The sequence below is a fragment of the Variovorax sp. GW822-FHT04A09 genome (assembly GCF_058801005.1).
Window position 1 is genome coordinate 535,948 of the sequence record NZ_JBXAMV010000004.1, and the last position, 26,809, is coordinate 562,756.

At 68.5% G+C, this 26,809-nt stretch carries 22 protein-coding genes; 9 read left to right on the forward strand and 13 right to left on the reverse strand.

Annotation, left to right across the window (positions count from 1 at the left end):
- The first annotated feature begins 122 nt into the window (after window positions 1-122).
- Window positions 123-890, forward strand: coding sequence for an SDR family oxidoreductase (locus tag AC1RLW_RS22645; protein ID WP_493195177.1), 768 nt, complete (start codon window positions 123-125; stop codon window positions 888-890).
- Here AC1RLW_RS22645 and AC1RLW_RS22650 read toward each other — a convergent pair.
- Genes AC1RLW_RS22650 through AC1RLW_RS22660 form a run of 3 tightly spaced genes read right to left on the reverse strand, consistent with a single transcriptional unit; the run spans window position 878 to window position 3,324 of the window.
- Window positions 878-1,327: a MarR family winged helix-turn-helix transcriptional regulator gene (locus tag AC1RLW_RS22650; protein ID WP_493195178.1), complete on the reverse strand. Its 450-nt coding sequence runs from the start codon at window positions 1,325-1,327 to the stop codon at window positions 878-880. The two genes, AC1RLW_RS22645 and AC1RLW_RS22650, sit on opposite strands and share 13 nt — an antisense overlap.
- Before the next feature lie 21 nt (window positions 1,328-1,348).
- The gene (locus AC1RLW_RS22655) at window positions 1,349-2,311 is read right to left on the reverse strand and encodes an alpha-ketoacid dehydrogenase subunit beta (RefSeq protein WP_493195179.1); all 963 of its coding nucleotides are present in this window, start codon (window positions 2,309-2,311) and stop codon (window positions 1,349-1,351) included.
- The gene (locus AC1RLW_RS22660) at window positions 2,302-3,324 is read right to left on the reverse strand and encodes a thiamine pyrophosphate-dependent dehydrogenase E1 component subunit alpha (RefSeq protein WP_493195181.1); all 1,023 of its coding nucleotides are present in this window, start codon (window positions 3,322-3,324) and stop codon (window positions 2,302-2,304) included. The genes AC1RLW_RS22655 and AC1RLW_RS22660 overlap by 10 nt, the downstream gene beginning before the upstream one ends.
- Before the next feature lie 480 nt (window positions 3,325-3,804).
- Here AC1RLW_RS22660 and xylF point away from each other — a divergent pair, with 480 nt between their 5' ends.
- The 4 genes from xylF (at window position 3,805) to AC1RLW_RS22680 (ending at window position 8,118) form a co-directional block, all read left to right on the forward strand.
- On the forward strand, window positions 3,805-4,827 hold the full coding sequence (gene xylF, locus AC1RLW_RS22665; RefSeq protein ID WP_370870016.1) for a D-xylose ABC transporter substrate-binding protein: 1,023 nt from the start codon (window positions 3,805-3,807) through the stop codon (window positions 4,825-4,827).
- A gap of 139 nt (window positions 4,828-4,966) precedes the next feature.
- Window positions 4,967-6,157 carry a sugar ABC transporter permease gene (locus AC1RLW_RS22670; RefSeq protein WP_493195183.1) on the forward strand — a complete coding sequence of 397 codons (1,191 nt, stop codon included), beginning with the start codon at window positions 4,967-4,969 and terminating at the stop codon, window positions 6,155-6,157.
- 1 nt (window position 6,158) lies between these two features.
- Complete coding sequence (locus AC1RLW_RS22675) at window positions 6,159-6,962, forward strand: ATP-binding cassette domain-containing protein (protein WP_095747145.1); 804 nt, start codon at window positions 6,159-6,161, stop codon at window positions 6,960-6,962.
- Window position 6,963: 1 nt separating this feature from the next.
- A complete protein-coding gene (locus tag AC1RLW_RS22680; protein WP_062473915.1) occupies window positions 6,964-8,118 on the forward strand; it encodes an ROK family transcriptional regulator in 1,155 nt (384 codons plus the stop codon).
- Between the two features lie 4 nt (window positions 8,119-8,122).
- Here AC1RLW_RS22680 and AC1RLW_RS22685 read toward each other — a convergent pair whose 3' ends face one another.
- Window positions 8,123-9,376, reverse strand: coding sequence for a helix-turn-helix domain-containing protein (locus AC1RLW_RS22685; RefSeq protein WP_493195185.1), 1,254 nt, complete (start codon window positions 9,374-9,376; stop codon window positions 8,123-8,125).
- Between the two features lie 143 nt (window positions 9,377-9,519).
- Here AC1RLW_RS22685 and AC1RLW_RS22690 point away from each other — a divergent pair, with 143 nt between their 5' ends.
- Window positions 9,520-11,652: a PQQ-dependent dehydrogenase, methanol/ethanol family gene (locus tag AC1RLW_RS22690; protein ID WP_354347751.1), complete on the forward strand. Its 2,133-nt coding sequence runs from the start codon at window positions 9,520-9,522 to the stop codon at window positions 11,650-11,652.
- Window positions 11,653-11,716: 64 nt separating this feature from the next.
- Here the strand turns inward: AC1RLW_RS22690 and AC1RLW_RS22695 are convergent, their stop codons facing one another.
- Window positions 11,717-12,700 carry a helix-turn-helix transcriptional regulator gene (locus tag AC1RLW_RS22695; protein ID WP_493195187.1) on the reverse strand — a complete coding sequence of 328 codons (984 nt, stop codon included), beginning with the start codon at window positions 12,698-12,700 and terminating at the stop codon, window positions 11,717-11,719.
- Window positions 12,701-12,881: 181 nt separating this feature from the next.
- On the opposite strand from AC1RLW_RS22695, the gene AC1RLW_RS22700 reads away from it, so the two are divergent.
- Entirely contained in the window at window positions 12,882-15,008 is a 2,127-nt protein-coding gene (locus AC1RLW_RS22700) for a carboxypeptidase regulatory-like domain-containing protein (RefSeq protein ID WP_493195189.1), read from the forward strand.
- Window positions 15,009-15,088: 80 nt separating this feature from the next.
- Here the strand turns inward: AC1RLW_RS22700 and AC1RLW_RS22705 are convergent, their stop codons facing one another.
- Window positions 15,089-16,063 carry a tripartite tricarboxylate transporter substrate-binding protein gene (locus AC1RLW_RS22705; RefSeq protein ID WP_139700556.1) on the reverse strand — a complete coding sequence of 325 codons (975 nt, stop codon included), beginning with the start codon at window positions 16,061-16,063 and terminating at the stop codon, window positions 15,089-15,091.
- 204 nt (window positions 16,064-16,267) lie between these two features.
- Between AC1RLW_RS22705 and AC1RLW_RS22710 the strand changes: the two genes are divergently transcribed.
- Window positions 16,268-17,452: a M48 family metalloprotease gene (locus AC1RLW_RS22710; RefSeq protein WP_070062995.1), complete on the forward strand. Its 1,185-nt coding sequence runs from the start codon at window positions 16,268-16,270 to the stop codon at window positions 17,450-17,452.
- A 16-nt stretch (window positions 17,453-17,468) separates the two neighbouring features.
- Entirely contained in the window at window positions 17,469-18,425 is a 957-nt protein-coding gene (locus AC1RLW_RS22715; protein WP_493195191.1) for a hypothetical protein, read from the forward strand.
- Here the strand turns inward: AC1RLW_RS22715 and AC1RLW_RS22720 are convergent.
- The 7 genes from AC1RLW_RS22720 to AC1RLW_RS22750 all read right to left on the reverse strand — a co-directional run bounded on the left by AC1RLW_RS22720 (window position 18,416) and on the right by AC1RLW_RS22750 (window position 26,755).
- A complete protein-coding gene (locus AC1RLW_RS22720) occupies window positions 18,416-19,663 on the reverse strand; it encodes a phenylacetate--CoA ligase family protein (RefSeq protein WP_493195193.1) in 1,248 nt (415 codons plus the stop codon). The two genes, AC1RLW_RS22715 and AC1RLW_RS22720, sit on opposite strands and share 10 nt — an antisense overlap.
- A 46-nt stretch (window positions 19,664-19,709) precedes the next feature.
- Complete coding sequence (locus AC1RLW_RS22725; protein WP_062473897.1) at window positions 19,710-20,522, reverse strand: ABC transporter ATP-binding protein; 813 nt, start codon at window positions 20,520-20,522, stop codon at window positions 19,710-19,712.
- A gap of 85 nt (window positions 20,523-20,607) precedes the next feature.
- Window positions 20,608-21,939, reverse strand: coding sequence for an ABC transporter substrate-binding protein (locus tag AC1RLW_RS22730; protein WP_062473894.1), 1,332 nt, complete (start codon window positions 21,937-21,939; stop codon window positions 20,608-20,610).
- Between the two features lie 68 nt (window positions 21,940-22,007).
- The gene (locus tag AC1RLW_RS22735; protein ID WP_062473892.1) at window positions 22,008-23,072 is read right to left on the reverse strand and encodes a branched-chain amino acid ABC transporter permease; all 1,065 of its coding nucleotides are present in this window, start codon (window positions 23,070-23,072) and stop codon (window positions 22,008-22,010) included.
- A gap of 4 nt (window positions 23,073-23,076) precedes the next feature.
- On the reverse strand, window positions 23,077-24,006 hold the full coding sequence (locus tag AC1RLW_RS22740; RefSeq protein WP_070062998.1) for a branched-chain amino acid ABC transporter permease: 930 nt from the start codon (window positions 24,004-24,006) through the stop codon (window positions 23,077-23,079).
- Window positions 24,007-24,008: 2 nt separating this feature from the next.
- Window positions 24,009-24,794 (reverse strand): ABC transporter ATP-binding protein, encoded by a 786-nt coding sequence (locus tag AC1RLW_RS22745; protein ID WP_062473888.1) that lies wholly within the window; start codon window positions 24,792-24,794, stop codon window positions 24,009-24,011.
- Window positions 24,791-26,755, reverse strand: a complete 1,965-nt coding sequence (locus AC1RLW_RS22750) for an AMP-dependent synthetase/ligase (RefSeq protein WP_139700548.1) — start codon at window positions 26,753-26,755, stop codon at window positions 24,791-24,793. The genes AC1RLW_RS22745 and AC1RLW_RS22750 overlap by 4 nt, the downstream gene beginning before the upstream one ends.
- Window positions 26,756-26,809: the final 54 nt, after the last annotated feature.

Consider the following 26,809-nt stretch of genomic DNA (forward strand, 5'->3'; position numbering starts at 1 on the left):
CCGCCATTCTGGCGTTCATCTTCAACTTTGGGTTGAATCTGATCGGGCCGATTGATGGCTACCGCAAAGGGAATGGAATTCCGACACTGAAGGCCTTCCTCCTCCAACTGATCGGAAAAATCATGGCTTCCACCTCTGTTTCCTCCTCCCCCGTCCTGGCCGGCAAGGTCGCCTTCGTCACCGGCGGCTCGCGCGGCATCGGCGCCGCCATCGTGCGCCGGCTGGCGCGCGACGGCGCGGCCGTGGCCTTCACCTACGTCAGCGCGCAGGCCGAGGCCGACAAGCTCGCCGGCGAGATCCAGGCCGCCGGTGGCCGCGCGCTGGCCATCCGCGCCGACGCCGGCGACGCCGCCGCGCTCACTGCCGCCATTGCCCAGGGCGCACGCGCCTTCGAGCGGCTCGACATCCTGGTGAACAACGCCGGCGTGTACCTCGGCGGCGAACTCGACACCTTCTCGCTCGAAGACTTCGACCGCACCATCGACGTCAACGTGCGCGCCACCTTTGTGGCCGTCCAGGCCGCCGCGCGCCACATGGGCGACGGCATGGGCCGCATTGTCAACATCGGCAGCATCAACGCCGAGCGCGTGCTGGACGCGGGCGCCAGCGTCTACGCGATGAGCAAGGCCGCCATCGTCGGCCTCACGCGCGGCCTGGCGCGCGACCTCGGCGCGCGCGGCATCACCGTGAACAACGTGCAGCCCGGCCCCATCGACACCGCCATGAACCCCGCCACCGGCCCGCGCGCCGCTTCGATGCACGACGTGATGGTGCTGCCGCGCCACGGCCGCGCCGAAGAAATCGCCGGCATGGTCGCCTACCTCGTGGGCCCGGACGGCGGCTTCGTCACCGGCGCCAACCTGAGCGTGGACGGCGGCTACACGGTCTGATCGATGGCGCCGGCGTCGGGCGCGCGCTCCACCGCGCGGATCAGCGTGTCGAGCGTGTCGCTCAGGCGGGCCAGCTCGCCCGCATCGACGCCCGCGAACAGCTCGGCCTCGCGCTGCCGGCCCAGCGCGCCGACGGTGGCGTGCAGCGCCTTGCCGGCGGCCGTGAGGTACAGGCGGCTGCAGCGTTGGTCGGTAGGGTCGCTGCGGCGCTGCACACGCTGGTGGCGCTTCAGGCCCGCCAGCGCGCGGCTCACGGCCATCTTGTCCAGGCCGGTGAGGTCGGCGACCTGCGTGGCGCTGAGCCCCGGCCGCGCGGCCAGCACGGCCATCGCGCGCCACTCGTTCAGCGTGAGCTGGTGCTCGCGCCCCACGCGCTCATGGAACGGCCGCGCCGTGAGGTTGACGACCCGCACCAGCTTGAAGAAGAGCGGGTCCATGGCCGTTTGTGCTCTTGTGGTTCAGCCGGCCAGCTTCTTCGCCGTCGCCACGATCGCGTCCACGCCCACGCGCGACTGCGCCTCCAGCACCGGCGCGTAGCCGACCGGAATGCGCGGCGCGCCCAGCCGCGCAACGCGGCAGCCCGTGGCCTCGGCCGCGCTCGCGGCGATCTCGGCGCCGAAGCCCGCGGCCTGCACCGCCTCGTGCACCACCAGCAGCCGCCCCGTGCGCGCGCACGACGACAGCACCGTCTCGCGGTCCCACGGCCACAGCGTGCGCAGGTCGATCAGGTCCACCGCGATGCCCTCGGCCGCCAGCGCGTCGCAGGCCGCGGCGCAAGGCTGCATCTGCTTGCTCCAGCTCACGAGCGTGAGCGCATTGCCCTCGCGCACGCGCGCCGCCTTGCCCAGCGGCACGGCCAGCGTGTCGTCCACCTCGCCGCGCACGCCCCACAGCGTCTTGTGCTCGATGTAGACCACCGGGTCGCCGCATTGCAGCGCCGCGCGCAGCAGGCCGTGGTTGTCCTGCGGCGTCGAGGGGCTCACCACCACCACGCCCGGCAGGTGCGCGAACCAGGCCTCGAGCGACTGCGAATGCTGCGCTGCCGAGGCGTCCCAGATGCCGCCCGGCATGCGCGCCACCAGCGGCACGCGGCCCTGGCCGCCGAACATGAAGCGGTTCTTCGCGGCCTGGTTCACCAGCTCGTCCATGCCGCACAGCGCGAAGTCGACCACGCGCATCTCGACCACGGGGCGCAGCCCCGCGAGCGCCATGCCCACGCCGGCGCCCATGATCGCGGCCTCGCTGATCGGCGTGTCGATCACGCGTTCGGCGCCGTACTGCTGCTGCAGCCCCTTGTACTGGCCGAAGATGCCGCCGCGGCCCACGTCCTCGCCGAGCACGACCACGCGCGGGTCGGCGTCCATCTCCTGCTGCAGCGCGCGCACGGCGGCTTCGGAATAGCTCAACGTCGTCACAGCCATTGGCCTGCTCCCGTGGTCTGCACGTCGGTGAAGGCGGCGCCGGCTTCGGGCCAGGGCGCCGCGTCGGCCACGGCCAGGGCCGTGGCCACCTCGTCGCGCGCGGTGTTTTCGATGGCGTCCAGCGTCGCAGCGGCCACGCCCGTGTCGAGCAGGTGGCCGCGGGCGCGCGCGATCGGGTCGGTTTCCAGCGCGGCGGCCAGCTCGGCCGGGTCGCGGTAGGCCGCGAGGTCGACCGACACATGGCCCTTCACGCGGTAGGTGAGCGCGTGCAGCAGGCGCGGCCCCGCGCCGCTGCGCACCTCGGCCACCAGCCGTGCGACGGCGGCATGCACCGCGAACACGTCGTTGCCGTCGACCTGCGTGGCCGCGATGTCCATCGACGCGGCGCGCGCCGAAGCGCCGTCGCCGGCTGTCATCGGGCCGCTCGCGGTCGTGGCGCTCCAGCGGTTGTCCTCGCAGACGAAGAGCACGGGCAGGTCGTACACGCGGGCCCAGTTCAGCGCTTCGAGGAACGGGCCGCGGTTGATCGCGCCGTCGCCGAAGAAGCAGACCGTGATGTCGTCGCCGCGCTTCAGGAGTTTTTGCGCATGCGCCGCCCCCACCGCGATCGGCAGCCCCGCCGCGACCACGCCGTTGGCGCCCAGCATGCCCACCGAGAAGTCCGCGATGTGCATCGAGCCGCCCTTGCCGCCGTTGAAGCCCGTGGCCTTGCCGAACAGCTCGCACATCATCCGCGTGAGGTCGGCGCCCTTGGCCAGCGTGTGGCCGTGGCCGCGGTGCGTGGAGGTGAGGTAGTCGCTCGCGCGCAGGTGGGCGCACACGCCCGCCGGCACCGCTTCCTGCCCGGTCGACAGGTGCAGCGGCCCGCGCACCTTGGCGGCGCCGCCCGCCTGCTGGCCGTAGGCGCTGACCCCGCCCTGGCTGGCGGTTTCGGCGGCGTTCTCGAAGGCGCGGATGCGCACCATGACGCGGTACAGCGCCTCGCCGGCGCCTGAGGGGTTGCTCGGGTCCATCTTGTCTCCAACGCCCTGGGGATCGGCGCTTCGAGAAAAATCGTATCAACCGAGACGGATTCGACCTACCGGGCTAACCCTTCGACCCCTCGTCCGGCCTCCTTTTCGGGCGCGGGCTTCCTGTTCTCTTCTCTATTTATTCTTCTTATTTAAGTTAGTAGTAGTAGATAAGGGTAAACCCTCCCTGTGGACAGGGCACTTTTTTCCTTGCCTGACAACAACTTGTCACACCCCGGACACTGTGTGCTCCTGTGCTTTCGCGGTGCTATCAAAACAGGAACAACTTGGGCGCGGGCGTTCCCGCTGTGGATAACAGGGGGCTTGTCCGGAAACTGTCCCCAGAGTTTTCCATTTGTATCTGGAGCGGCGGTGCCGTCCGGGAATTCCCGGGTGCCCGGAACTCTCCGCCGATGGGATAGTTAGTTCGCCACTCAAACTAACTACCCCGGCCCATCGTTCTGAGGAGAGACACCGATGCAACTGACAACGAAACACACCCTGGCCGCCCTGGCGTTCGGTCTCACGGCCGTGGGCGCGATGGCGCAGACCGTGGTCGGCGTGAGCTGGTCCAACTTCCAGGAAGAACGCTGGAAGACCGACGAGGCCGCGATCAAGGCGCAGCTGGAAAAACTCGGCGCGAAGTACATCAGCGCCGACGCGGGCGGCTCGCCCGAGAAGCAGCTGGGCGACATCGAGGGGCTGATGTCCAAGGGCGCGAAGGCGCTGATCGTGCTGGCGATGGACAAGGACGCGATCCTGCCCGCCGTCACGAAGGCCACGCGGCAGAAGGTGCCGGTGGTGGCGTACGACCGGCTGATCGAGGCGCCGGGCGTGTTCTACATCACCTTCGACAACGTCGAGGTCGGGCGCATGGAGGCGCGCGAAGTCCTCAAGGTCAAGCCCAAGGGCAACTACGTGATCATCAAGGGCTCGCCGAGCGACCCGAACGCCGACTTCCTGCGCGCCGGCCAGCAGGAGGTGCTGGACGCCGCGATCAAGAAGGGCGACATCAAGATCGTCGGCGACGAGTACACCGAAGGCTGGAAGCCCGAGGTCGCGCAGAAGAACATGGAGCAGATCCTCACCAAGAACGGCAACAAGGTCGACGCGGTGGTGGCGGCCAACGACGGCACGGCCGGCGGCGCGGTCGCTGCGCTCACGGCCAAGGGCCTGCGCGGCATTCCGGTGTCGGGCCAGGACGCCGACTTTGCCGCGCTGAACCGCGTGGCGCTGGGCACGCAGACGGCGACGATCTGGAAGGACTCGCGCGAGCTCGGTCGCGAAGCCGCCACGGCCGCGGTGTCGCTCGCAGCGGGCAAGCCGGTCGAGAAGGCCGCGCCCTGGGCCGGCGGCGCCAAGAAGCTCTCGCTGTCCTCGCGCCTGCTGACGCCGGTGCCGATCACGCGCGACAACCTCGACGTGATCGTCAAGGCCGGCTGGATCAAGAAGGACGAACTCTGCAAGGGCGTCTCGGGCGCGAACGCGCCCGCGGCCTGCAAGTAACGCCGCAACCAACGGCGCGTTTGGCTTCCCGCTGAGCGCGCCGTTCCATCTCTTCGCAACATGGCTCCCGGCCGACCCGCAAGGGCCCGCCGGCGGGAAGTTGCGCACCTGTAGTCCGTCCTGAGGGGGCTTGAAAAAAATGAGCGATCCAACACCCGGCTGGTGGCGCCGCACCGGCATCGACCTGCGCCTGCTCCTGATGTGCGTGCTGCTGGCCGTGATGGCGGTGGCGTTCAGCGTCATGTCGGGCGGCGTGTTCCTCTCGCCCGAGAACCTCTACAACGTCGCGCAGCAGACGGCCGTGGTCGGCATCGTCTCCACGGTGATGGTGCTGGTCATCGTGGCGCGCCACATCGACCTGTCGGTGGGTTCGGTGATGGGCTTCGTCGGCGTGCTCATCGCCTACCTGCAATACACCTCGGGCTGGTCGTGGCCCACGGCCTGCCTCGCGGGGCTCGCGGTGGCGCTCCTGGTGTCGATCTACCAGGGCTGGCTCACGGCGGTGCTGGGCGTGCCGTCGTTCGTGGTCACGCTGGGCGGGCTGATGTCGTTTCGCGGCGCGGCCTTCCTGGTGGCCGACGGCAAGACGCAGCCGGTGAACGACGAGTTCTTCCAGCGCCTGGGCGGCGGCTACGACGGCGGCATCGGCGTCACGGCCAGCTGGGTGCTCGCGGGGCTGGTGGCGCTGGTGCTGTTCGGGCGCATGGTGCAAAAGCGCCGCGCGCGCCAGCGCTACGACATGCCGACCGAGGCGCTGTGGCTCGACGTGCTGCTCACGGCCGTGCCGGTGGCGGTGGTGGTCGGCTTCGCCTGGGTGATGAACAGCTACCAGATCTCGTCCAAGAGCGAGCCGCAGGGCATTCCGATTCCGGTGCTGATCTGGGCGGCGGTGGCGATCGTGCTGTCGTTCATCGTGCACCGCACGCGCTTCGGCCGCTATGTGTTCGCGATGGGCGGCAACCCCGACGCGGCGGCGCTGGTGGGCATTCCGGTGCAGCGCGTCACGCTGATGTTGTTCGCGCTGCTGGCGGTGCTGGTGACGGTGGCGGCCATCGTGTCGATCGCGCGGCTCAACGCGGGCACCAACTCGCTGGGCACGGGCATGGAGCTGTATGTGATCGCGGCGGCCGTCATCGGCGGCACGGCGCTGGCGGGCGGCAGCGGCTCGATCTTCGGCTCGGTGCTGGGCGCGCTGATCATGCAGTCGCTGGACAGCGGCATGCTGCTGCTCGACGTGCCCATCGGCAAGCGCATGGTGATCATCGGCCAGGTGCTGATCGTTGCGGTGGTGTTCGACGTGCTCTACCGCCGCAAGTTCGGGGAGAACTGACATGGCCGACATCGACAAGACAAAACCGCTCGTCGAGCTGCGCGAGATCCGCAAGGCCTTCGGCGGCGTGAAGGCGGTGGACGGCGTGAGCATCAACCTCTACCCCGGCGAGGTGGTCGCGCTCCTGGGCCACAACGGCGCGGGCAAGTCCACGCTGATGAAGATGCTCGCGGGCGCCTACCCGATCGATTCGGGCGACACGCTCATCGCCGGCGAGAAGGTCCACATCCGCACGCCCGCCGAGGCGCAGGCGCAGGGCATCGAGACCATCTACCAGACGCTCGCGCTGGCCGACAACCTCGACTCGGTGGCGAACCTCTTTCTGGGCCGCGAGAAGATGACGGCGTGGAACACGCTGGACGACCACTTCATGGAAGTGCAGGCGCGCAAGGTGTTCCAGCGCCTGAACAAGAACTTCACCAACATCCGCATCCCGGTGCGGCGCCTGTCGGGCGGGCAGCGGCAGGTGGTGGCGATCTCGCGCGCGCTGTACTTCAACGCGCGCATTCTCATCATGGACGAGCCCTGCGCCGCGCTCGGCCCCGAAGAGACGGCGATGGTCGGGCGCCTCGTCAAGCAGCTGAAGGACGACGGCGTCGGCATCTTCCTGATCACGCACGACATGCCCGACGTGTTCTCGCTGAGCGACCGGCTCGCGGTGATGAAGAACGGCAAGCTCGTGGGCACCTACCGCACCGCCGACGTCACCGAGGACGAAGTGCTCGGGATGATCATTGCCGGCAAGCGGCCCGAGGGACGCGAACAGGCGCACCACGCGGCAACCGCGGCCACCGCAGCGGCATGACATGAAGACCATCGGCGACCAGCAGCTGCTCAAGCGCCTGAACCGCAGCGTGCTGTTGCGGTTGCTGCGCGCGCAGCCGGGCTTGTCGCGTGCGCGCCTCGCAAGCGAAAGCGGGCTCACCAAGTCGACCGTGAGCCTGCTGGTGCGCGAGCTGCTCGACGAGGGCTGGTTGAGCGAATCGGGCGCCGCCGTGGCCGACGGGCTCGGGCGGCCGTCCACGCCGCTGCGGATCAACGTCGGCGTGCGCGCGCTGATGGGCGTGGAGATCGCCGTCGAAACGCTGCGCCTCGTGTGCGTCTCGCTGCAGGGCGAGGTGCTGCACGCGCAGGCCGAGCCGCTGGACGACGGTGAGCCCGCCCGTGTGTGCGCGCAGCTCGCGCGCATGGCGGCGGCGGCGCACGCGCAGCTCGACCAGCGCGGCCTGCGCCTGTCGAGCATCGGCGTGTGCGTGCCCGGCGCGGTGGACGACTGCACGGGCGTCGTGCGCTTCGCGCCGAACCTCGGCTGGCGCAACGTGAACCTGCTGCCCGCGCTCGAAAAGGCGCTGGCCGCAGCGGGCCTGCCGGGCGTCACCGTGCAACTGCAGAACGACGCCGACGCCGCCGCACTCGGCGAGTACGAGTTCGCCGCGGGCGAGGGCGAAGACCCGCTGATCTTCGTCAACAGCGACGTCGGCGTGGGCGCGGGCGTGGTGCTGAACGACCGTCTCTTCACCGGCGCGCAAGGCATGGCCGGCGAGATCGGCCACACCATCCTGCAGCTGGACGGGCCGCTGTGCTCGTGCGGCCGGCGCGGCTGCGCCGAGGCCTTCTTCGGTTCGCGCGTGCTGGCGCGCGAGGGCGCGGACATGGCGCGCGCCGCTGCGTTCTTCGGCGTGCTGCTGCAGAACCTGTGGGTCACCTTCAACCCGCGCGCGATCGTGCTCGGGGGCAAGGTCTGCGCCGAGCATCCGGAGTTCGCGCAGGCTGCGTTCGAAGGCGTGAAGGGGCACGCGGAGCGTGCCGGCATGCCCGCGCCGGAACTGCGTACGGCGCGCTACGAAGAACTTGCGCCTGCCGTCGGGGCGGCGGCGTTGGCACTGCACGATTACCTGCGGCCGCTGCAGCCCGATGCGAAGGCGCGCCGCGCGCGCGCACTGGCCCGCGCCGGCGCCTGAACCGTCAGTCCGCTACCGCGCTGCTGTCGTCGTCGCGCCAGCCGCGCAACCGCCGGTACAGCGTGCCGCGCGACACGCGCAGCTGCCGCGCCGCCTGCGACACGTTGCCGCCATGCGCCGCGAGCGTGTCTTCGATCAGCTTGCGGCTGTGCTCGCGCAGCGTTTCGGTGGGTGGCGTCTCGCTAGTGGGAGCAAGCGGCACGGGCTGCTCCGCATGCACCTCGAGCGCCGCGGGCGCATCGACCTGCGCGCTCGCCATGTCGGGCATCGCCACCGCATGCCGGAAGTCCGCGCCGTCCGCGCCCTTGAGCTGCGCCTGCATCCACACGCCGAGCCCGCTGGCCAGCCGCAGCGGCTGCGCGGCCTCGCGCCGGCCCAGCCGCAGCAGGCTCGCGAGGTCGTGGCCCAGCAGGCATTCCACGTCGCGGTCGTCGGGGGCCTCGGGCAGCCGTCCCAGCAGCCGCGCACCGGCGTTGTTGAGCCACGCGATGGTGCCGTCGGGCGCGATGCCCGCGAGCGCCTCGAGCGGCGTGCCCAGCAACGTGGGGCTGGCCTGGAAGCGCAGGATCAGGTGGTCGCGCGACTGCGCCTGCAGCAGCCGGTTCTCGATGATGGTGGCGTGCAGCGCCACCATCGAGGCCGCGTCGAAGCCGAAGCGCCGCGCCTCCACCGTGAGGTCGAGCACGCCCGCGAGCCGGCCGCTCACGTCGCGGATCGGCGCCGCGGCGCATTGCATGTGGCACAGCACGTCGTAGTAGTGCTCGGCGCCGTCGACGGTGCAGGCCTGCCCGGTGCTGGCCACGATGCCCGGCGCCGTGGTGCCCACGACGCGCTCGGAGATGTTCACGCCCAGGCGCGCGGTCTGGCGCAGCACGGGCTGGTGCGTGCCGGCGGGCTGGCTCGTGACGTGCACCACCACGCCGTCGCGGTCGGTGAGGATCACGCGGCAGTCGGTGCCCGCGAGCATGTGCTCCATCTGCACGAGCTCGTGCCGCGCCACGTCCAGCAGCTCGCGGTTGCGCGCGAGCGTGGTGTGCAGCCGGCTGGGCGTGACGGCGTCGAAGGCCACCACGCGCTGCCGGTCGGCGTGGGTGCGGCTGCAGCGCATCCACGACTGGATCACCGCCTCGCCGACCAGCCCCGAGGGGCGCACGCCTTCTTCGAAAAACTGCTGCCGCGCCAGCGCCACGCGCTGCGCCGGCGTGCTGGCAAAGAGTTGGCGCGGCGCATCCGCCGTGCCGAGCCTGTCGAGCGCCATGGGTTCGCCGCCTCTTCCGGGTTCAAGGACCCTTTCGAATGTGTTCCGCAATGGAACAAGGCTTGATTGGGGAAATCCCGGGGGTGAAGGCCGATGCCGTGCGAACGATCCTTGGGGCAGAACGAAGAAGGAGACAGACCCCGATGAAGACGACAACGACACAGCCTCTTTCCGGGCGGCGCCTGCTTGCGGGCGCCTTGCTGTGCCTGGGCCTGGTGGCCCCGGCGCTGGCCCAGACGGCCGCCAGCCCGCAGGACCGCGCCGGCGCGGCCGCCAAGCGCGTCGACGGCAACTTCGTGCGTGCCAACGCGGCGAAGAAGACGCCCGACTGGCCCAGCTACGGGCTCGACTACGCCGAGTCGCGCTTCAGCAAACTCGACCAGGTCAACACCGGCAACGTGAAGCAGCTCGGGCTGGTCTGGTCGTACAACCTCGAATCGACACGCGGCGTGGAAGCCACGCCGCTGGTGGTCGACGGCATCATGTACGTCACGGCCTCGTGGAGCATCGTGCATGCGATCGACACGCGCACCGGGCAGAAGATCTGGACCTTCGATCCGCAGGTCGACCGCACGAAAGGCTTCAGGGGCTGCTGCGACGTGGTCAACCGCGGCGTGGCGCTGTACGAGGGCCGCGTCTACGTGGCGGCCTACGACGGCCGCCTGATCGCGCTGGACGCTGCCACCGGCCAGAAGGTGTGGGAGAAGAACACCATCGAGGGCCAGAAGGGCAGCTACACCATCACCGGCGCGCCGCGCGTGTTCAAGGGCAAGGTGATCATCGGCAACGGCGGCGCCGAGTACGGCGTGCGCGGCTACGTCACCGCCTACGACGCGAAGACCGGCGACCAGAAGTGGCGCTGGTTCGTGGTGCCCGGCGACCCGAGCAAGCCCTTCGAAGACGAGTCGATGGCGCGCGCCGCCAAGACCTGGGACCCCAGCGGCAAGTACTGGGAAGCCGGCGGCGGCGGCACCGCCTGGGACAGCTTCGCCTTCGACCCCGAGCTCAACCTGATGTACGTGGGCACCGGCAACGGCTCGCCCTGGGCGGCCAAGGCGCGCAGCCCCAAAGGCGGCGACAACCTGTACCTGGGCTCGGTGGTCGCGCTCGACCCCGACACCGGCAAGTACAAGTGGCACTACCAGGAGACGCCCGGCGACAACTGGGACTACACCTCCACGCAGTCGATGATCCTGGCCGACGTCAAGCTGAACGGCAAGGCGCGCAAGGTGCTGCTGCATGCGCCCAAGAACGGCTTCTTCTTCGTCATCGACCGCACCAACGGCAAGTTCATCTCGGCGAAGAACTTCGTCGCGGTCAACTGGGCCACGGGCTACGACAAGAACGGCCGGCCGATCGAGGTCCCCGCCGCGCGGCAGAACGAGAAGCCGGGCGACAGCATCCCGGGCCCGTTCGGCGCGCACAACTGGCACCCGATGTCCTACAACCCGCAGACCGGCCTGGCCTACCTGCCGGCCCAGCACGTGCCGATCAACCTGATGGACGACAAGGCCTGGAAGTTCGACGAGAACGCACCCGGGCGCCCGCACGCGGCGCTGGGCTGGAACCTGGGCAAGTTCGCCAACGTCGAGCCGCCTACGAGCAAGCCCTTCGGCCGCCTCGTGGCCTGGGACCCCATCAAGCAGAAGGAAGCCTGGGGCGTGGACTACGCCTCGCCGTGGAACGGCGGCACGCTGACCACCGCCGGCGACCTGGTGTTCCAGGGCACGGCCGACGGGCGCCTCGTGGCCTACCACGCGAAGACCGGCGAGAAGCTGTGGGAAACGCCCACCGGCACCGGCGTGGTGGCGGCGCCCGCGACCTACATGGTGGACGGCAAGCAGTACGTGTCGGTGGCCGTGGGCTGGGGCGGTGTCTACGGCCTGGCGCAGCGCGCCACCGAGCGCCAGGGCCCGGGCACGGTCTACACCTTCGCGGTCGGCGGCACGGCCAAGATGCCCGCGTTCGTCGAGTACCGCATGGCCAAGCTGGTGCAGGGCGTGAAGTACGACCCCGCCAAGGTCCAGGCCGGCACCATGCTGTACGTGAGCAACTGCGTGTTCTGCCACGGCGTGCCGGGCGTGGACCGCGGCGGCAACATCCCGAACCTGGGCTACCTCGACCCGGCCTACATCGAGAACCTCGACAAGTTCGTGCTCAAGGGCCCGGCCATGTCGCGCGGCATGCCCGACTTCACGGGCAAGCTCTCGGGCGACGACATCGAGAGCATCAAGGCCTTCATCCAGGGCACGGCGGACGCGATCCGGCCGAAGTAGGGCGCATCGCGCAACCAAACAGAAAAGGCGCCGATGGCGCCTTTTCTTTTGGGCAGGGCGGTTGTCAGCCTGCGAGGCGCAGCTCGTGGATCAGCCCCGCCACGTTGCCCACCTGCAGCTTGTCGTAGATCGACTGGATGTGGTTGCGCACCGTGGCCGGCGAGCGGTTCAGGATGGCGGCCACTTCCTTGTGGGTGTCGCCGCGCGCCAGCAGCTCGGCGATGGTGTGCTCGCGCGGCGTGAGGCTGTCGGCGCGGCAGCGATGGCGGCACTTGAGGAACAGCAGGCGCTGCTCGACGCGGTGCGTGACCACGATCTCGCGCCCGTTGAAGCGCGCGTGGCCCTGCAGGAAGTGCTGCAGCAGCGCATCGGGCAGCGTGCGGCCGTGCCAGGCCGGCCACTCGGCCTTCAGCATGGCCTCGAACAGCCGGTCGGCGTGGTACAGCACGCCGCGCAGGTCGCCGATGGCCGAGCCGCCGGGCGACGCGCTGCCCGCCTCGAGGCGGTCCAGGTGCATCACGCGGTTCAGCGCCAGCGCCTGCATCACGTGCGGCGCGAGGCTGGCGAGCAGTTGCCGCTCTTCCTCCGTGCCGTGGGCTTCCGGGTCGGCGCGGAACAGACTGAGCCAGTGGACGAAGCTCGTCTGCGGGTTCGAATCCGAGGTGATGAAGAAGTTGGCCTGCTCGAAGCGGCGGCCGTAGTCGCGCAGCTCGGCCTGGTCGTCGCGGCAGAACCACGCCTGCGCATTGAAGGCGAGCGTGGCGTTCGACTGCTTGGCCACCTCGCCGGCGGCCGTGTCCATGTGCTTGACCTGCTCGTAGGCCGTGACCATCTCGAGAGGCTGGTTGTGCAGGTGGATCGTGTGGATGTCGATGCCGTGGTCGGTGCGGGTGGCGGTGCCCCACATCGACGAGTCGAAGAGCAGCACGGGCTTGAGGAGGTCGAGCGCGGCGTCCTGGAAGGCGTCGATGGGCAACTCGTGCGAGAGGCGGTACAGCCGCAACAGGAGGTCGCTGAAGTCGCGCGGGACACCGGCCGTGAAGGTCATGCGGGGAGTCTTCCAGCCCGGGCGCCGCATGCCCATCCCATGTTCCGGTGACGCGCGCGGGGCTCCGCCGCGCGGTTTCAAGAATGGTGCATTTGCATCATTTGATTTCCAAAAGCGAAAGCTATTGTTTGCAGCGCCCTCGGTTGCTGCCCAGGCCCTTTCCCTTTTCGAGAGACCCACGATGCCCCACCCCACCTCCAGAATCCCCCACGCCCTGTCCCTTGCCACCCTGTTGATCCTCGGCGCCTGCGGCGGCGGTGGGGGTGGCGGAGGCGGCGGTGGCTTTGCATTCCCCGTCGGTACGGGCGGCAACGGCGGCACGCCGCCCGCCGCCGAGTCGCCCGGCACGTTGAGCGGCACCGTGGCCACCGGCGCGGCCTTTGCCGGCGCCGCGCTCACCGTGTTCGACCAGACCGGCGCCAAGGTCTGCGAAGTGACCGTGCCGGCCGAAGGCTCCTACAGCTGCGTGCTGCCCGCGGGCACCAAGGCGCCGTTGGTGATCCAGGCCGTGCGCGACGACCTCACGCTCTACAGCACCACCGCCAGCACCGCCACCGGCACCACCAACGTCACGCCGCTGACCACCGTGGTGGTGGCGCAGCTGTCGCCCAACGGCGACCCGTCGAAGCTCGCCGCCGCGGTGCAGGCCGATGCCGGCGCCGTCACCCCGGGCGCCATCAGCGACCAGGTGGCGAAGCTCGTGGCCGCGCTCAAGCCGCTGCTGGACGCGCTCAACACCAGCATCGACCCGATGAGCGGCACCTTCCAGGCCAACGGCACGGGCCAGGACCGCGTGCTCGACACGCTGAACGTCTCGGTGCGCCCCGACGGCACGGCCGCCAACATCGAGATCACCGTCAAGGCGCAGCCCGCGAGCGAAGAGAGCGCGCCGGTGTCCATCGTGTTTCGCACCGGCGAGAGCAGCATCGCGCCGCTGCCTGCGGTCGATGCCGCGGCCCTCGTGCAGCCGCCCACGCCAGCGATGGTCAAGGACCTGCTGGACCGCCTCAACGCCTGCTACGCGCTGCCGCTGAACGAGCGCGTGGACAGCACCATCGGCTCCGACGGCAACGCCTTCGGCGAGGCCGCCGACGTGGTCGCACCGGCCTGCCGCACGCTGTTCGTGGGCGACGACCCGGCCAGCTTCGTCGCGGCCGGCCTGCACATCGGCCGCGCGTCAAGCGGCCCACGCCGGCCTTTCGAAAGCCTGTTCCGCTTCGGCCCCACGAACCTGAAGCACGACCGCGGCAACTTCGAATACTTCCACCCGGGCGGCGACATCGCGCTCACCTACCGCTGGACCGACAGCGTGGGCAACACCGACAACGACGTGTTCAACGCCAGGATCGTGAATGGCGCGCTCAAGCTCACCGGCAACAGCAACGCCTACCGCGCCGCCGTGCGTCCGCAGCAGGAGCTGAAGGACTTCCTCAAGCACGCGAACCTGAAGTACCACGCCGCGGGCTACAACGTGTCGGTGGACAACGTGCTCGACGGCAACGGCGACTCGATCTTCACGAAGGTGGTGGCCACCTCGTCCGCGTTGCCGGGCCGCGAGCTGGTCCTCGTGCCCCGGGCCGGGCTGACCACCCTGGTGCTCACCACCGACGGCACCGCCAACGGCGCGCTGAACTCCTCGCTGTGGCGCATGGCCGCGCGCTACGTGGACCCGGCGCAAGGCGGCAACCCGAGCAGCGTCGAGTCCGGCAATCTCTTCGCAGCGCCGCAGTTCGACGACACGCAGCTGAGCGCCATTCCCGATCAGGCGGTCTGGAAGCTCGAGTTCTTCCTGGCGGCCGGCGGGACCAACCCGGTGCAGTACGTGCGCACCTTCTCGCGCGCGCCGACCCTCGCCGAGGCCGTGCAACTGCCGACCGTGGAAATGACGCCCGCCTTGCGCGCCGAGCTGATGCAGGAAATCGACGGTGTCCCGCGCGGCATCGTGTTCGGCGCGCCGGTGCCGTCCGACCCCAGTGCCAACAACATCGACTTCAGCGCCGAGGGCAACCTCGACGGCTGGGCCGTGCCCAGCGGCGCCTACGCCCCGACCACCTTCCTGGTGGCCGGCCGTGGCCCGAACAACAACCGCTTCACCGACTCGATCACCGTGCGCACCTCGGCGCGCAAGGCCATCATCTACTGCCAGCCGGTGAACTCGCCGAGCGACAACCACTGCGTGAGCGTCGGCAACAACGCGTACCAATACGCGCAGGGCTCGTCGGTCAGCAGCTTCATCTTCACGGCACGCACCGCGCGCCAGGTCGATGTGCGCAAGAACTTCGAGGCGTGGACCTACTCGCCTCCCTGATTCTTTTCCTGCTGTCACCGCATGAAAAAAGCCGCCGACCCTTTCGGGTCGGCGGCTTTTTCGATGGGAGATCGAAAGGATCAGTCCGCGTACACGCCGGCGGCCTTGATGATCGGACCCCACTTGGCGATTTCAGCCGCGACGAACTTCTTGTGTTCGGCCGGCTCGACGCGCTTGTCGGTGGTGATCACGGCGCCCAGGCCTTCTTCGCGCTTGATGAAGGCCGGGTCCTTCATGGCGGCCTTGATGGCCTCGTTGATCTTCTTCAGCACCGGTGCGGGCGTGCCCTTGGGGGCGTACACGCCGTGCCAGATCGACACTTCGAAGCCCTTCAGGCCCGACTCGTCGAGCGTGGGCAGGTCTTTCAGCGCGGGCGTGGTCAGGCGCTTGGCGGTGGTCACGGCGTAGGCCTTGACCTTCTTGGCCTCGATCTGCGACGTGGTGTTGGTGGTCTGGTCGCACAGCAGGTCGATCTGGCCGCCCAGCAGGTCGGCGATGGCCGGCGCGGTGCCCTTGTACGGCACGGGCGTCATCTCGATCTTCAGCGCGCTCTGGAACAGCAGGCCGCACAGGTGCGAGGCGGCGCCCAGGCCGGCGTTGCCCAGGTTGATCTTGCCCTTGTTGGCATTGATCCAGGTCGTCAGTTCCTTGTAGTTGTTGGCGGGCAGGCCGGGCTTGCCGATGAGCGTCATCGGCACTTCATTGACCATGCCGAGGTATTCAAAGTCGTTCTCGACGTTGAACGGCAGCTTGCGGTACAGCGCCGGCATCGTCGACATGCCGATGTGGTTCAGCAGCAGCGTGTAGCCGTCGGGGTTGGCACGGGCCACCTTGGCGGTGCCGATCGAGCTGCCGGCGCCGGCGGTGTTGTCCACGATGATCGTCGTGCCCAGCGTCTTCTGCAGCGATTCGGCCAGGTCGCGGGCCACGCGGTCGGTCGGGCCGCCGGCCGAGAAAGGCACCACCAGCGTCACGGGCTTGCCTGCGGGGAAATCCTGGGCGTGTGCGCCGACGGCGGCCGCGGCAATCGCCGCGAGGGCAAACAGTTTCTTCATGATGTCTCCGACGGAGTTTTTAAATGGAAAGGGTCGCGATCTTATCGGCTGACCGGGGGCTGACCCATACCGAATAGCCCTTAGGAATGTCACCGTTTTCGCCCCATGCTGGGGCATGATCACGCCCGTCCCGCGCACCCGCGCCGGGGTGACCACAACCACAAACAGGCCAGCCCGACGGGCGGCATCGAGGAGAAGAAACCAATGGATCCCTGGGTCTATCCGCGCGAGCGTTGGCTCGGCAAACTCACGCTCGTTCTGGGCCTGCTGGCCTGGACGCTGATCGTCGTCGGCACGCTGGGCATTGCGCTGCTGTACGTGCTGCTGGGCTTCATCGGCTACGTGTTCGCGCAGTCGGCGGTCATCGCCTGGATCAAGGGCACGGGCGTGAAGCTGTCGCCCCAGCAGCTGCCCGAGCTGCACGCGCGCTTCGTCGACTGCTGCACCCGCCTGGGCATCGCGCAGCCGCCCGAGGCCTACCTGCTGCACGGCGACGGCATGTTCAACGCCTTCGCCACGCGCTTTTTCGGCCGCAACTTCGTGGTGCTGCTGTCCGACGTGGTCGACGCCATGGAGGCGCAGCCCGACGGCATCCACTTCTACATGGGCCACGAGCTGGGCCACATCCGCCGCGGCCACCTCACGGGCCACATCTGGCGCGCGCCCGTGCTCTGGCTGCCGCTGTTGGGCGCGGCCTATGCGCGCGCCAAGGAATACACCTGCGACCTGCACGGCGCCGCCTGCTGCCGCGAGGTCGACTCCGCGCCGCGCGCGCTGGTGGCGTTGGCCGCCGGCGCGCAGCAGTGGCGCAACGTGAACCTGCAGCGCTACGCCGCCCAGTCGGCCGGCAACCGCGGCTTCTGGGGCTCGTTCCACGAACTCATCGGCGGCTACCCCTGGCTCACCAAGCGCGTCGCGCGCGCCATCGACCCGGGCGCCAAGCTGCCCGAGCGCAACCCGGTGGCGTACCTGCTCGCGCTCTTCGTGCCGTATGCCGGCCGGGCCGGCGGCGGCGCGGCGGGTGTGCTGATCGTGGTGGCTGTCATCGGCGTCATGGCGGCTGCAGCCATCCCGGCCTACCAGGAGTACCAGACCCGCGCCGTCGTCGCGCAGGCCTGGTCCGAGGGCGCACCGGTGCGCAACGCGCTCACGCGCCACTATGAAGAAAAGGCCGAGATCCCCGACACCCTGGCCGCCGTCGGCCTGCCGGAGAACCTGCCCAACGGCGCGACCCTCACGCTCGACCCCGACAGCATGGTGGTGGAGGTGGCCACGACCAAGGGCACGCTGCGCATGGAGCCGTCGTCGACCGACCGGGGCATTGCGTGGCATTGCAGCGCGGGTGAGGGGTTGAAGGACAAGGCGTTGCCGGCGAGCTGCAAGAAGTAGCCGGGCATTGGCCTTGATGACGTCTCCCGCTTCCATCGCACACGCGTGGCGCCTGCCGCGCGACTTCGCGCTCATCACCGTGGCGGTCGAAGCGGCCATTGTGTGGGTTCACTTCGGCAGGCAGCTGTGGCCTGGCTCGGGGCACGAAGGCTATGACCTGGACGTGTGGGCAGGCATGGCGGCCAACCTCGCGATGGCCTGGGTGCTGGCAGCGTCGCTGGCCTGGAGCCATGCCCGCCAGGCACTGGAGGTGCGCGGCGGCGCGCGCCTGGCGCAGTTGCGCGGCCCGCGTGTGCGCCACGCCGGCGCTTATCTCATCGTGCGGGTGCTGGACTACTTCGTGCTGAGCCCGTGGCTCTACGGGCTGGGGTTGCTCTACATGCCGGGCGGTCGGCTGGTGCAACTGGCGATGCTGGTGCTGAGCGTGTGGCTGGCAACCTGGCTTGCGCTGAGGCAGGGCGCCCGGGCACCGGCCGCGTCGTCGTTCGATGCCGACGCCGACGCCGAGGCGCCCCCGGGCGCATCGCCGGGCCGGGCCACGGTGGCGCTGTTGATCGCTGCCGTGTCCGCGTCGATCCAGGTGTGGTGCGTGATGGCCGTGGACCCGTGGAACGAGGTCGAAAGGACCTTGAATCGCGTGCTGCCCTTCCTGGGCTGGATCGCGCCGCCGCTGGTGCTCTTTGCGCTGGCGTTCTGGGGCGGGTGGCTGGGCCTCGGCCCCGGACCCGTTCCCGCACGCATCCGGCCCTTCCGGGCCGTGGCGGCGTCGGTGCTCGCCCTGGTGCTGGTGGTGGCGAGCTGCGCGGCCATCTTCCTGGTGGGGCTGGCGCTGGTGCTCGTGCCGTCGTCGAGCAGCATGGCCGGCCTCGGCGGCCTGATCGTGCTGGCCGCCGCCCTCGTGCCGCTCTACTTCGCACTGACCGTGCTGCTCACACGCACCGTCACCCGCCGTCTGTACCGCCCCTACTTGTAGCTGCGCGCGTCTTCGATCACCTTGCCGTCGTTCGGCAAAGTGCCCGGCGCCACCAGCTCGATGGTGCCGCGCAGCTTGGTCACTTCGCGCACCGCATCGGCAATGCGCGCGTCGAGCCCGGCCGGAGCGCCGGCGCATTCGAGCTTGAAGGTCATCTGGTCGTCGCCCATCTCGCCCGACACCACGAGCCGCGCGCGCACGATCTCGGGAAAGCGCCGCACGACCTCGGCGACCTGCGAGGGGTGCACGAACATGCCGCGCACCTTGGTGGTCTGGTCGGCGCGGCCGAGCCAGCCCTTGACGCGCTTGTTGGTGCGGCCCGTGGGGCAGGTGCCCGCGAGCACGGCCGAGAGATCGCCGGTGCCGAAGCGCACCAGCGGGTAGTCGGGGTTGAAGGTGGTGACGACGATCTCGCCCACCTCGCCGTCGGGCACGGGGTCGCCGGTGCCGGGGCGCACGATCTCGACCAGCACGCCTTCGTCGATCACCAGGCCCTGGCGCGCGCTGGTTTCGTAGGCGATGAGGCCCAGGTCGGCGGTCGCGTAGCACTGGATGCCCTGCACGCCGTGCGCGGCGATCCAGTCGTGCAGGCTGGGCGGAAAGGCCTCGCCGGACACCAGCGCCTTGGTGAACCACGGCAGCTTCTGACCCTTCTCTTCGGCCTTCTCCAGCAGGATCTTCAGGAAGCTCGGCGTGCCCGCGTAGCCGTCGGGCTTGAGGTCGACGATGGCTTCGAGCTGCTGCTCGGTCTGGCCCGTGCCGCCCGCGAAGATGGTGCAGCCCATGGCGTGCGCGCCGCTTTCCATGATCGAGCCGGCCGGCGTCATGTGGTAGCTGAAGCTGTTGTGGATCAGCTCGCCGCTGCGAAAGCCCGCCGCATGCAGCGCCCGCGCGGTGCGCCAGTAGTCGCGCGCCTCGCCCTCGGGTTCGTAGATGGTGCCGGGGCTCGCGAAGATGCGCGGCATGCGCGGCCCGCGCACGATCGACGCAAAGCCGCCGAAGGGGTCGTCGGCGCGGCGCGCCTTCTGCAGCTCGAGCAGTTCCGACTTGCGGGTGACGGGCAGCTTCGCGAGCGCTTCGCGCGAGGTGACGTCGGCGGGCTTCACGCCGTCGAGGATCTTCGTGAAGGCGGACGTTGCAGTCTGCGCCTGGGCGATCTGCTTGGGCAGCGCGGCCAGCAGGTCACGTTCGCGTTCGGCGGGGTCGCGGATTTCCAGTTGGTCGTAGTGGTCGTTCATGTCCGTACCCTTCGTCTATCGATTCGGTCGCTCTGGGGTGGGTACTTCAGGCCAGCCAACGCTTGCGGCGCTTGTAGCTCTTGACGTCACGGAAGCTCTTGCGGTCTGCGCCGCCCACGCCGAGGTAGAACTCCTTCACGTCCTCGTTCTCGCGCAGGCTCTTGGCCTCGCCGTCCATCACGATGCGGCCGTTCTCCAGGATGTAGCCGTAGTCGGCGTAGCGCAGCGCCATGTTGGTGTTCTGCTCGGCCAGCAGGAAGGTCACTTTTTCCTTGGTGTTCAGGTCTTTGACGATCTCGAACACCTCTTCCACGATCTGCGGCGCCAGGCCCATCGAGGGCTCGTCCAGCAGCACCATGGTCGGGTTGGCCATCAGCGCGCGGCCGATGGCGCACATCTGCTGTTCGCCACCCGAGGTGTAGGCCGCCTGCGAGGTGCGGCGCGTCTTCAGGCGCGGGAAATACGCGTAGACCTTCTCCAGCGTCTCCTGCACCGAGGCCTTGCCATCGGTGCGCGTGTAGGCGCCGGTCATCAGGTTCTCTTCGATGGTCAGGTGGGCGAAGCAGTGGCGGCCTTCCATCACTTGGATCAGCCCGCGCTTGACCAGCTCGGCCGGCGACAGCGCCTCGATGCGCTCGCCGCGCAGCTCGATGGTGCCCTTGGTCACGGCGCCGCGTTCGCCCGCGAGCAGGTTGCTCACGGCGCGCAGCGTGGTCGTCTTGCCGGCGCCGTTGCCGCCGAGCAGCGCGACGATGCCGCTTTCGGGCACGGTCAGCGACACGCCCTTGAGCACGAGGATCACGTGGTTGTAGATGACCTCGATGCCGTTGACGTTGAGAAGGATCTTGGGTTCGCTCATGGTGTGGTCCGAAGCATTCGCAAGAACGGCACATCGCCGTCCTTGCGAATGGCGGCTCTTGCGAGCCGCCACGGCACTCAGTGCATCAGGATTGGCAGTCGGCTGCTTCGCGGCGGGTGAGCTTCTTTTCGCCCGCGTACTTGTCGGCGGCCGCCTTCACCATCGGCTTGATGATCTGGCTGTCGGCCTCGTACCAGTCGGACATGCCGCCCCACTTGGCGCCGTCCCAGGTATGGACGCGCGCCCAGGTCGAGCCCATGTGGTCCTGGCACGAGGTGCTCACCGGACGCATCACGCCCGAGAAGCCCAGCGCGTCCAGCTTCTTCTGGTCGAGCGCGAGGTTTTCCATGCCCCAGCGCACCTGCTCGCCGGTCATGACCTTGCCCTTGCCGAAGCGCTCCTGCGCACGCCGCACGGCCTCGATGGTCAGCATCTGGATGATCACGCCGCGCGTGTAGAGCACCGAGCCCACTTCGTCCTTCGGGCCCGTGCCCTGGCCCTTGTCGTGCACCTGCTTGAGGATGTCCTGGATCACCTTCGGCTGCGTGCCCGAGGTGTTCAGCGCCAGCGCGTTGTAGCCCTTGGCGTTGGCGCCCACGTCCTTCACGTCGGGTTCGGCGCCGGCCCACCACACGCCGTACATCTTCTCGCGCGGGTAGCCCGTGGCCACGGCTTCCTTCAGGGCGGTGGAGTTCATCACGCCCCAGCCCCACAGCAGCACGAAGTCAGGACGCGACTGGCGCACCTGCAGCCAGGCCGACTTCTGTTCCACGCCCGGTGCGGTCACGGGAATGAGCGACAGCTCGAAGCCGTTCTGCTTGGCGCGCTCCTGCAGCAGCGGGATCGGCTCCTTGCCGAACGGCGAGTCGTGGTACACGAGGGCGATCTTCTTGCCCTTGAGCTTGTCCATGCCGCCTTCTTTTTTGCCGATGTGCTGGATCAGGATGTCGGCCGCGGTCCAGTAGGAGCCCATGAGCGGGAAGTTCCACTTGAACACGCCGCCGTCCTGCGAGGCCGACAGGCCGTAGCCCAGCGTGATGAGCGGGATCTTGTCGGTGGGCACCTTGTCGGTCAGCGCGAAGGTGATGCCGGTGGCCTGCGGGTCGAACAGCGTCACGCCCGGGCGGCCCTTCAGGCGCTCGTAGCATTCCACGCCCTTGTCGGTGGCGTAGCCGGTTTCGCATTCCTCGTACGTGATCTTCACGCCGTTGATGCCGCCGGTGGCGTTGATGTACTTGATGTAGTCCTGCTTGCCGTTGGCCCAGGGCGTGCCGTTGGGCGCGTAGGGGCCGGTGCGGTACACCAGCAGCGGGAAGAACTGTTCCTTGGCCTGGGCTTGCGCGAGCGAAGGCGCGAAGGCCGCGCCGAGGGTGCTGGCCACCAGGGCGGCGGTCAGAGCGAGCGATTTCAGTGTCATGCCTGTCTCCTTTTGTGGGCACCTCGGTGCCGGGTTTTTACGAACGAACAACAACAAACAAGAACCTGTCAGTGCGGGAAGGGCCACAGCCGCAGCTTTTCCTTGGCCGTGGACCACAGCCGCGCCAGGCCGTGCGGCTCCACGATCAGGAAGAACACGATCAGCGCGCCGAAGATCATGGTCTCCAGGTGCGAGGCCAATGCGGTCGAGATCGAGAAGCCCAGCCACCCCGGCAGCTGGTTCAGGAAGAGCGGCAGCAGCACGATGAAGGCGGCGCCGAAGAAGCTGCCCATGATCGAGCCGAGCCCGCCGATGATCACCATGAACAGCAGCTGGAACGAGCGGTCGATGCTGAACGCCGCCGGCTCCCATGCACCCAGGTGAATGAAGCCCCACAGCGCGCCGGCCACGCCGACGATGAAGCTGCTCACCGCGAAGGCCGTGAGCTTGGCGTACACCGGGCGGATGCCGATCACCGCGGCAGCCACGTCCATGTCACGCATCGCCATCCATTCGCGGCCGATGGCGCTGCGCACCAGGTTCTTGGCGAGCAGTGCGAACACCACCACGAAGATCAGGCAGAACAGATACTTCTGCACCGGCGACTCGATCGGCACGCCGAACACGTTCAGCCCCGCCACGCTCACCGAGCCCGACGACGAGTTGTTGGTGAACCACTGGATGCGCAGGAACGCCCAGTCGGTGAAGAACTGCGCGGCCAGCGTGGCCACCGCCAGGTACAGGCCCTTGATGCGCAGGCTCGGAATGCCGAACAGCACGCCGATCACCGTGGCGCACAGGCCGCCCAGCAGCAGCGAGGCAATGAGCGGCATGCCGTCGATGCGCACCTGGAAGTTGTAGGCCGCATACGCGCCCACCGCCATGAAGGCGCCGGTGCCCAGCGAGATCTGGCCGCAGTAGCCGACCAGGATGTTCAGGCCCAGCGCTGCCAGCGACAGGATCAAAAAGGGCGTGAGGATGGCGCGCATCCAGTAGTCGGACACGCCCATCGGCACCACGACGAACGCCACGAGCAGCAGCACCAGGATCGCCAGGCGGTCCTGCGCGATCGGGAAGATCTGTTGGTCGGCGCGGTAGCTCGACTTGAACTGGCCGTTTTCTCTGTAGAACATGTGCTCAGACCCGATCGATGATTTTTTCGCCGAACAGGCCTTGCGGGCGAACCAGCAAGAAGACCAGTGCCAGCACGTAGGCAAACCAGATCTCGATGCCGCCACCGAGCATGGGGCCGAGATAGATTTCAGACAGCTTCTCGCCGACACCGATCAGCAGGCCGCCGATGATGGCGCCGGGGATCGAGGTCAGCCCGCCGAGGATCACCACCGGCAGCGCCTTCAGCGCCACCAGCGAGAGCGAGAACTGCACGCCGAGCTTGGAGCCCCAGATGATCCCGGCCACCAGCGCCGAGAAACCGGCCACCGACCACACGATCACCCAGATGCGCGACAGCGGAATGCCGATCGATTGCGCGGCCTGGTGGTCGTCGGCCACCGCGCGCAGCGCACGGCCCGTGGCCGTCTTCTGGAAGAAGATCGCCAGCACCACCACCAGCGCGGCGGACACCAGCGCGGCGATCAGGTCTTCCTGGCTCAGCAGCAGGCCGCCCTGGAAGGTGCCTTCGAGCACCATCAGCGGTTCCTTGGGCATGCCCACGTCGATCTTGTAGATGTCGTTGCCGAAGATCGTCTGACCCACGCCGTCCAGAAAGTAGGCGATGCCCAGCGTGGCCATCAGGAGCGTGATGCCTTCTTGGTTCACCAGCTTGCTCAGCGCCAGCCGTTCGATGAGCCAGGCCACCACGATCATCACGGCCATGGCCGCGATGAAGGCCAGGATGTTCGCGAGGATCTGGCTCTGGAAGCCGAACCACTGCGGGAACCATTCGGCGAAGCGCGCCATGGCCAGCGCCGCGAACAGCACCATCGCGCCCTGTGCGAAGTTGAAGACGCCCGAGGCCTTGTAGATCAGCACGAAGCCGATCGCGATCAGCGAATACAGCATGCCGACCATGAGGCCGCCGAAAAGGGTTTCGAGGAAAAATCCCATGGTCAATGCTCCACGCCGAGGTACGCCCGGATCACGTCTTCGTTGTTCCGAACTTCATCCGGCGTGCCGTCGCCGATCTTCTTGCCGTAGTCCAGCACCACCACGCGGTCGGAGATGTCCATCACCACGCCCATGTCGTGCTCGATGAGCACGATGGTCGCGCCGAACTCGTCGTTCACGTCGAGGATGAAGCGGCTCATGTCCTGCTTCTCTTCGACGTTCATGCCGGCCATGGGTTCGTCCAGCAGCAGCACCTGCGGCTCCATCGCCAGCGCGCGGCCGAGGTCGACGCGCTTTTGCAGGCCGTAGGGCAGGCGGCCCACCGGCGTCTTGCGGTGCGCCTGGATTTCCAGGAAGTCGATGATGTGCTCGACGAACTCGCGGTGCTGCAGCTCTTCGCGTTCGGCCGGGCCCCAGCGCAGCGCCTGTGCGAACAGGCCGCTCTTCATCTTGAGGTTGCGCCCGGTCATGATGTTGTCGAGCACGCTCATGCCCTTGAACAGCGCCAGGTTCTGGAAGGTGCGCGCCACGCCCATCTCGGCCACCTGGCGCGAGTTCATGTGCTTGAAGGTCTGGCCACGGAAGGTGATGGAGCCCTGCTGCGGCCAGTACACGCCGTTGATGCAGTTCAGCATCGAGCTCTTGCCCGCGCCGTTGGGACCGATGATGGCCCGCACCTCGTGCTCGCGCACGTTGAAGCTGATGTCGGTCAGCGCCTTCACGCCGCCGAAGCTCAGGCTGATGTTCTGGACGTCGAGGATGACGTCGCCAATCTTTCGGTTGCTCATGCGGCGGCCTTCACGATGGGGAAGGTCTTGGCGTCGTTGATCTTCAGCGTGGCGCTGACAACCCCCGTGCGTCCGTCCTCGAACTTGACCTGGGTCTCGATGTACTGGGCGGTCTTGCCGCCGTACAGCGCATCGACCAGCACGGCGTATTTCTCGGCGATGAAGCCGCGGCGCACCTTGCGCGTGCGGGTCAGCTCGTCGTCGTCGGGGTCGAGTTCCTTGTGCAGCACGAGGAAGCGCGCGATCTGCGTCTCGCCCATGCCGTCCTCGGCCGCGAGGTCGGCGTTGACCTTGGCGATGCACTCGGCCACCAGCGTCAGCACCTCGGGCTTGCCGGCCAAGTCCACATAGCCGCCGTAGGCCAGGCCGCGGCGCTCGGCCCAGTTGCCGACCGCCTCGAAGTCGATGTTGATGAAGGCGCAGACCTCGTCGCGGCCGTTGCCGAAGCACACGGCTTCCTTGATCTGCGGGAAGAACTTGAGCTTGTTCTCGATGTAGTTGGGCGCAAAGATCGCGCCGCCCACGAGCCGGCCCACGTCCTTGGCGCGGTCGATGATGCGCAGGTGGCCTTCGCTGTCGAGCACGCCCGCGTCGCCGGTGTGGAAGTAGCCGTTGGCGTCGAGCACTTCGGCCGTGGCGTCGGGGCGCTTGTAGTACTCCTTGAGCACCGACACGCCGCGCACCAGCACCTCGCCGTCGTCGGCGATCTTCAGCTCGATGCCCGGCGCCGCCGTGCCCACGGTCTGCAGCTTGACCTTGCCGTCCTGCTGCAGGCACACGTAGGCGCAGGTCTCGGTCTGGCCGTAGAACTGCTTCAAGTTCACGCCGATGGAGCGGTAGAAGCGGAACAGGTCGGGCCCGATGGCCGCGCCGGCCGTGTAGGCCACGCGGATGCGGCTCATGCCCAGCACGTTGCGCAGCGGGCCGTAGATGAGCAGGTTGCCCAGGCTGTACATGAAGCGGTCGCCGGTGCTCACCGGTGCGCCGTTCAGGATGTCGGCGCCCACGCGCTGTGCCAGCGCCATGAACTTCGCATACAGCCAGCGCTTGGGCGCGGCCGCGTCTTCCATGCGGATCGACACGGCCGTGAGCAAGCCCTCGAAAGTGCGCGGCGGGCCGAAGTAGTAGCTCGGGCCGATCTCGCGCATGTCGTTCATCACCGTCTCGGCCGACTCGGGGCAGTTGAGCGTGAAGCCGCCCACCAGCCACTGCGCCACCGAGAACAGGTGGTCGCCCACCCACGCCATCGGCAGGTAGCTCATGATGTTGTCGCCGGGGCCGAGCTTGTCGGTCTCGACGCCGCCGCGGCCCGCCGCGATGAAGCTGGCGTGCGTCTGGCACACGCCCTTGGGGCGGCCGGTGGTGCCCGAGGTGTAGAGGATCACGCCGACGTCGCTGGCCTCGCCGCTGGCCACGGCGCGGTCGTAGTAGCCGGCGTTGGCCTTGTCGAAGGCCCGGCCCAGCTCGCGCAGCTGCTCGTAGCTCATGAGCCCCGGCTGCTCGTAGTGGCGCAGGCCCTTGGGGTCGTCGTAGATGATGTGGCGGATGCCCTGCTGCTGGCCCTCCTGGCCTTGCTGCAGCTCGCGGCATTCGAGCAGCTTGTCGACCTGCTCCTGGTCTTCGACGATGACGAACTCGATGCTCGCGTCGTTCAGCATGAAGACCATCTCGCTGGCGACCGCGTCCTGGTACAGCGGCACGGGCACGCCGCGCAGGCTTTGCGCGGCGAGCACGGCCATGTACAGGTGCGGTCGGTTGGCGCCGACGATCGCGAGGTTGTCGAAGGCCTTGAAGCCAAGGCTTGCCAGACCGCAGGCCATCTCGCGCACTTCCTGCGCCACGGCGTTCCAGGTCCAGGTTTGCCAGATGCCAAGGTCTTTTTCGCGCACGGCGGGAGCCTCGGGACGGGCCTCGGCATGCGCGAGCAGCAGACGGGGGAAGGTGGGGGCGGTGGTTTGCACAGTGGCCGGATCGTAGGTCCCACTTTGACGCCCGGTTGTCGTTCCAACGACAAT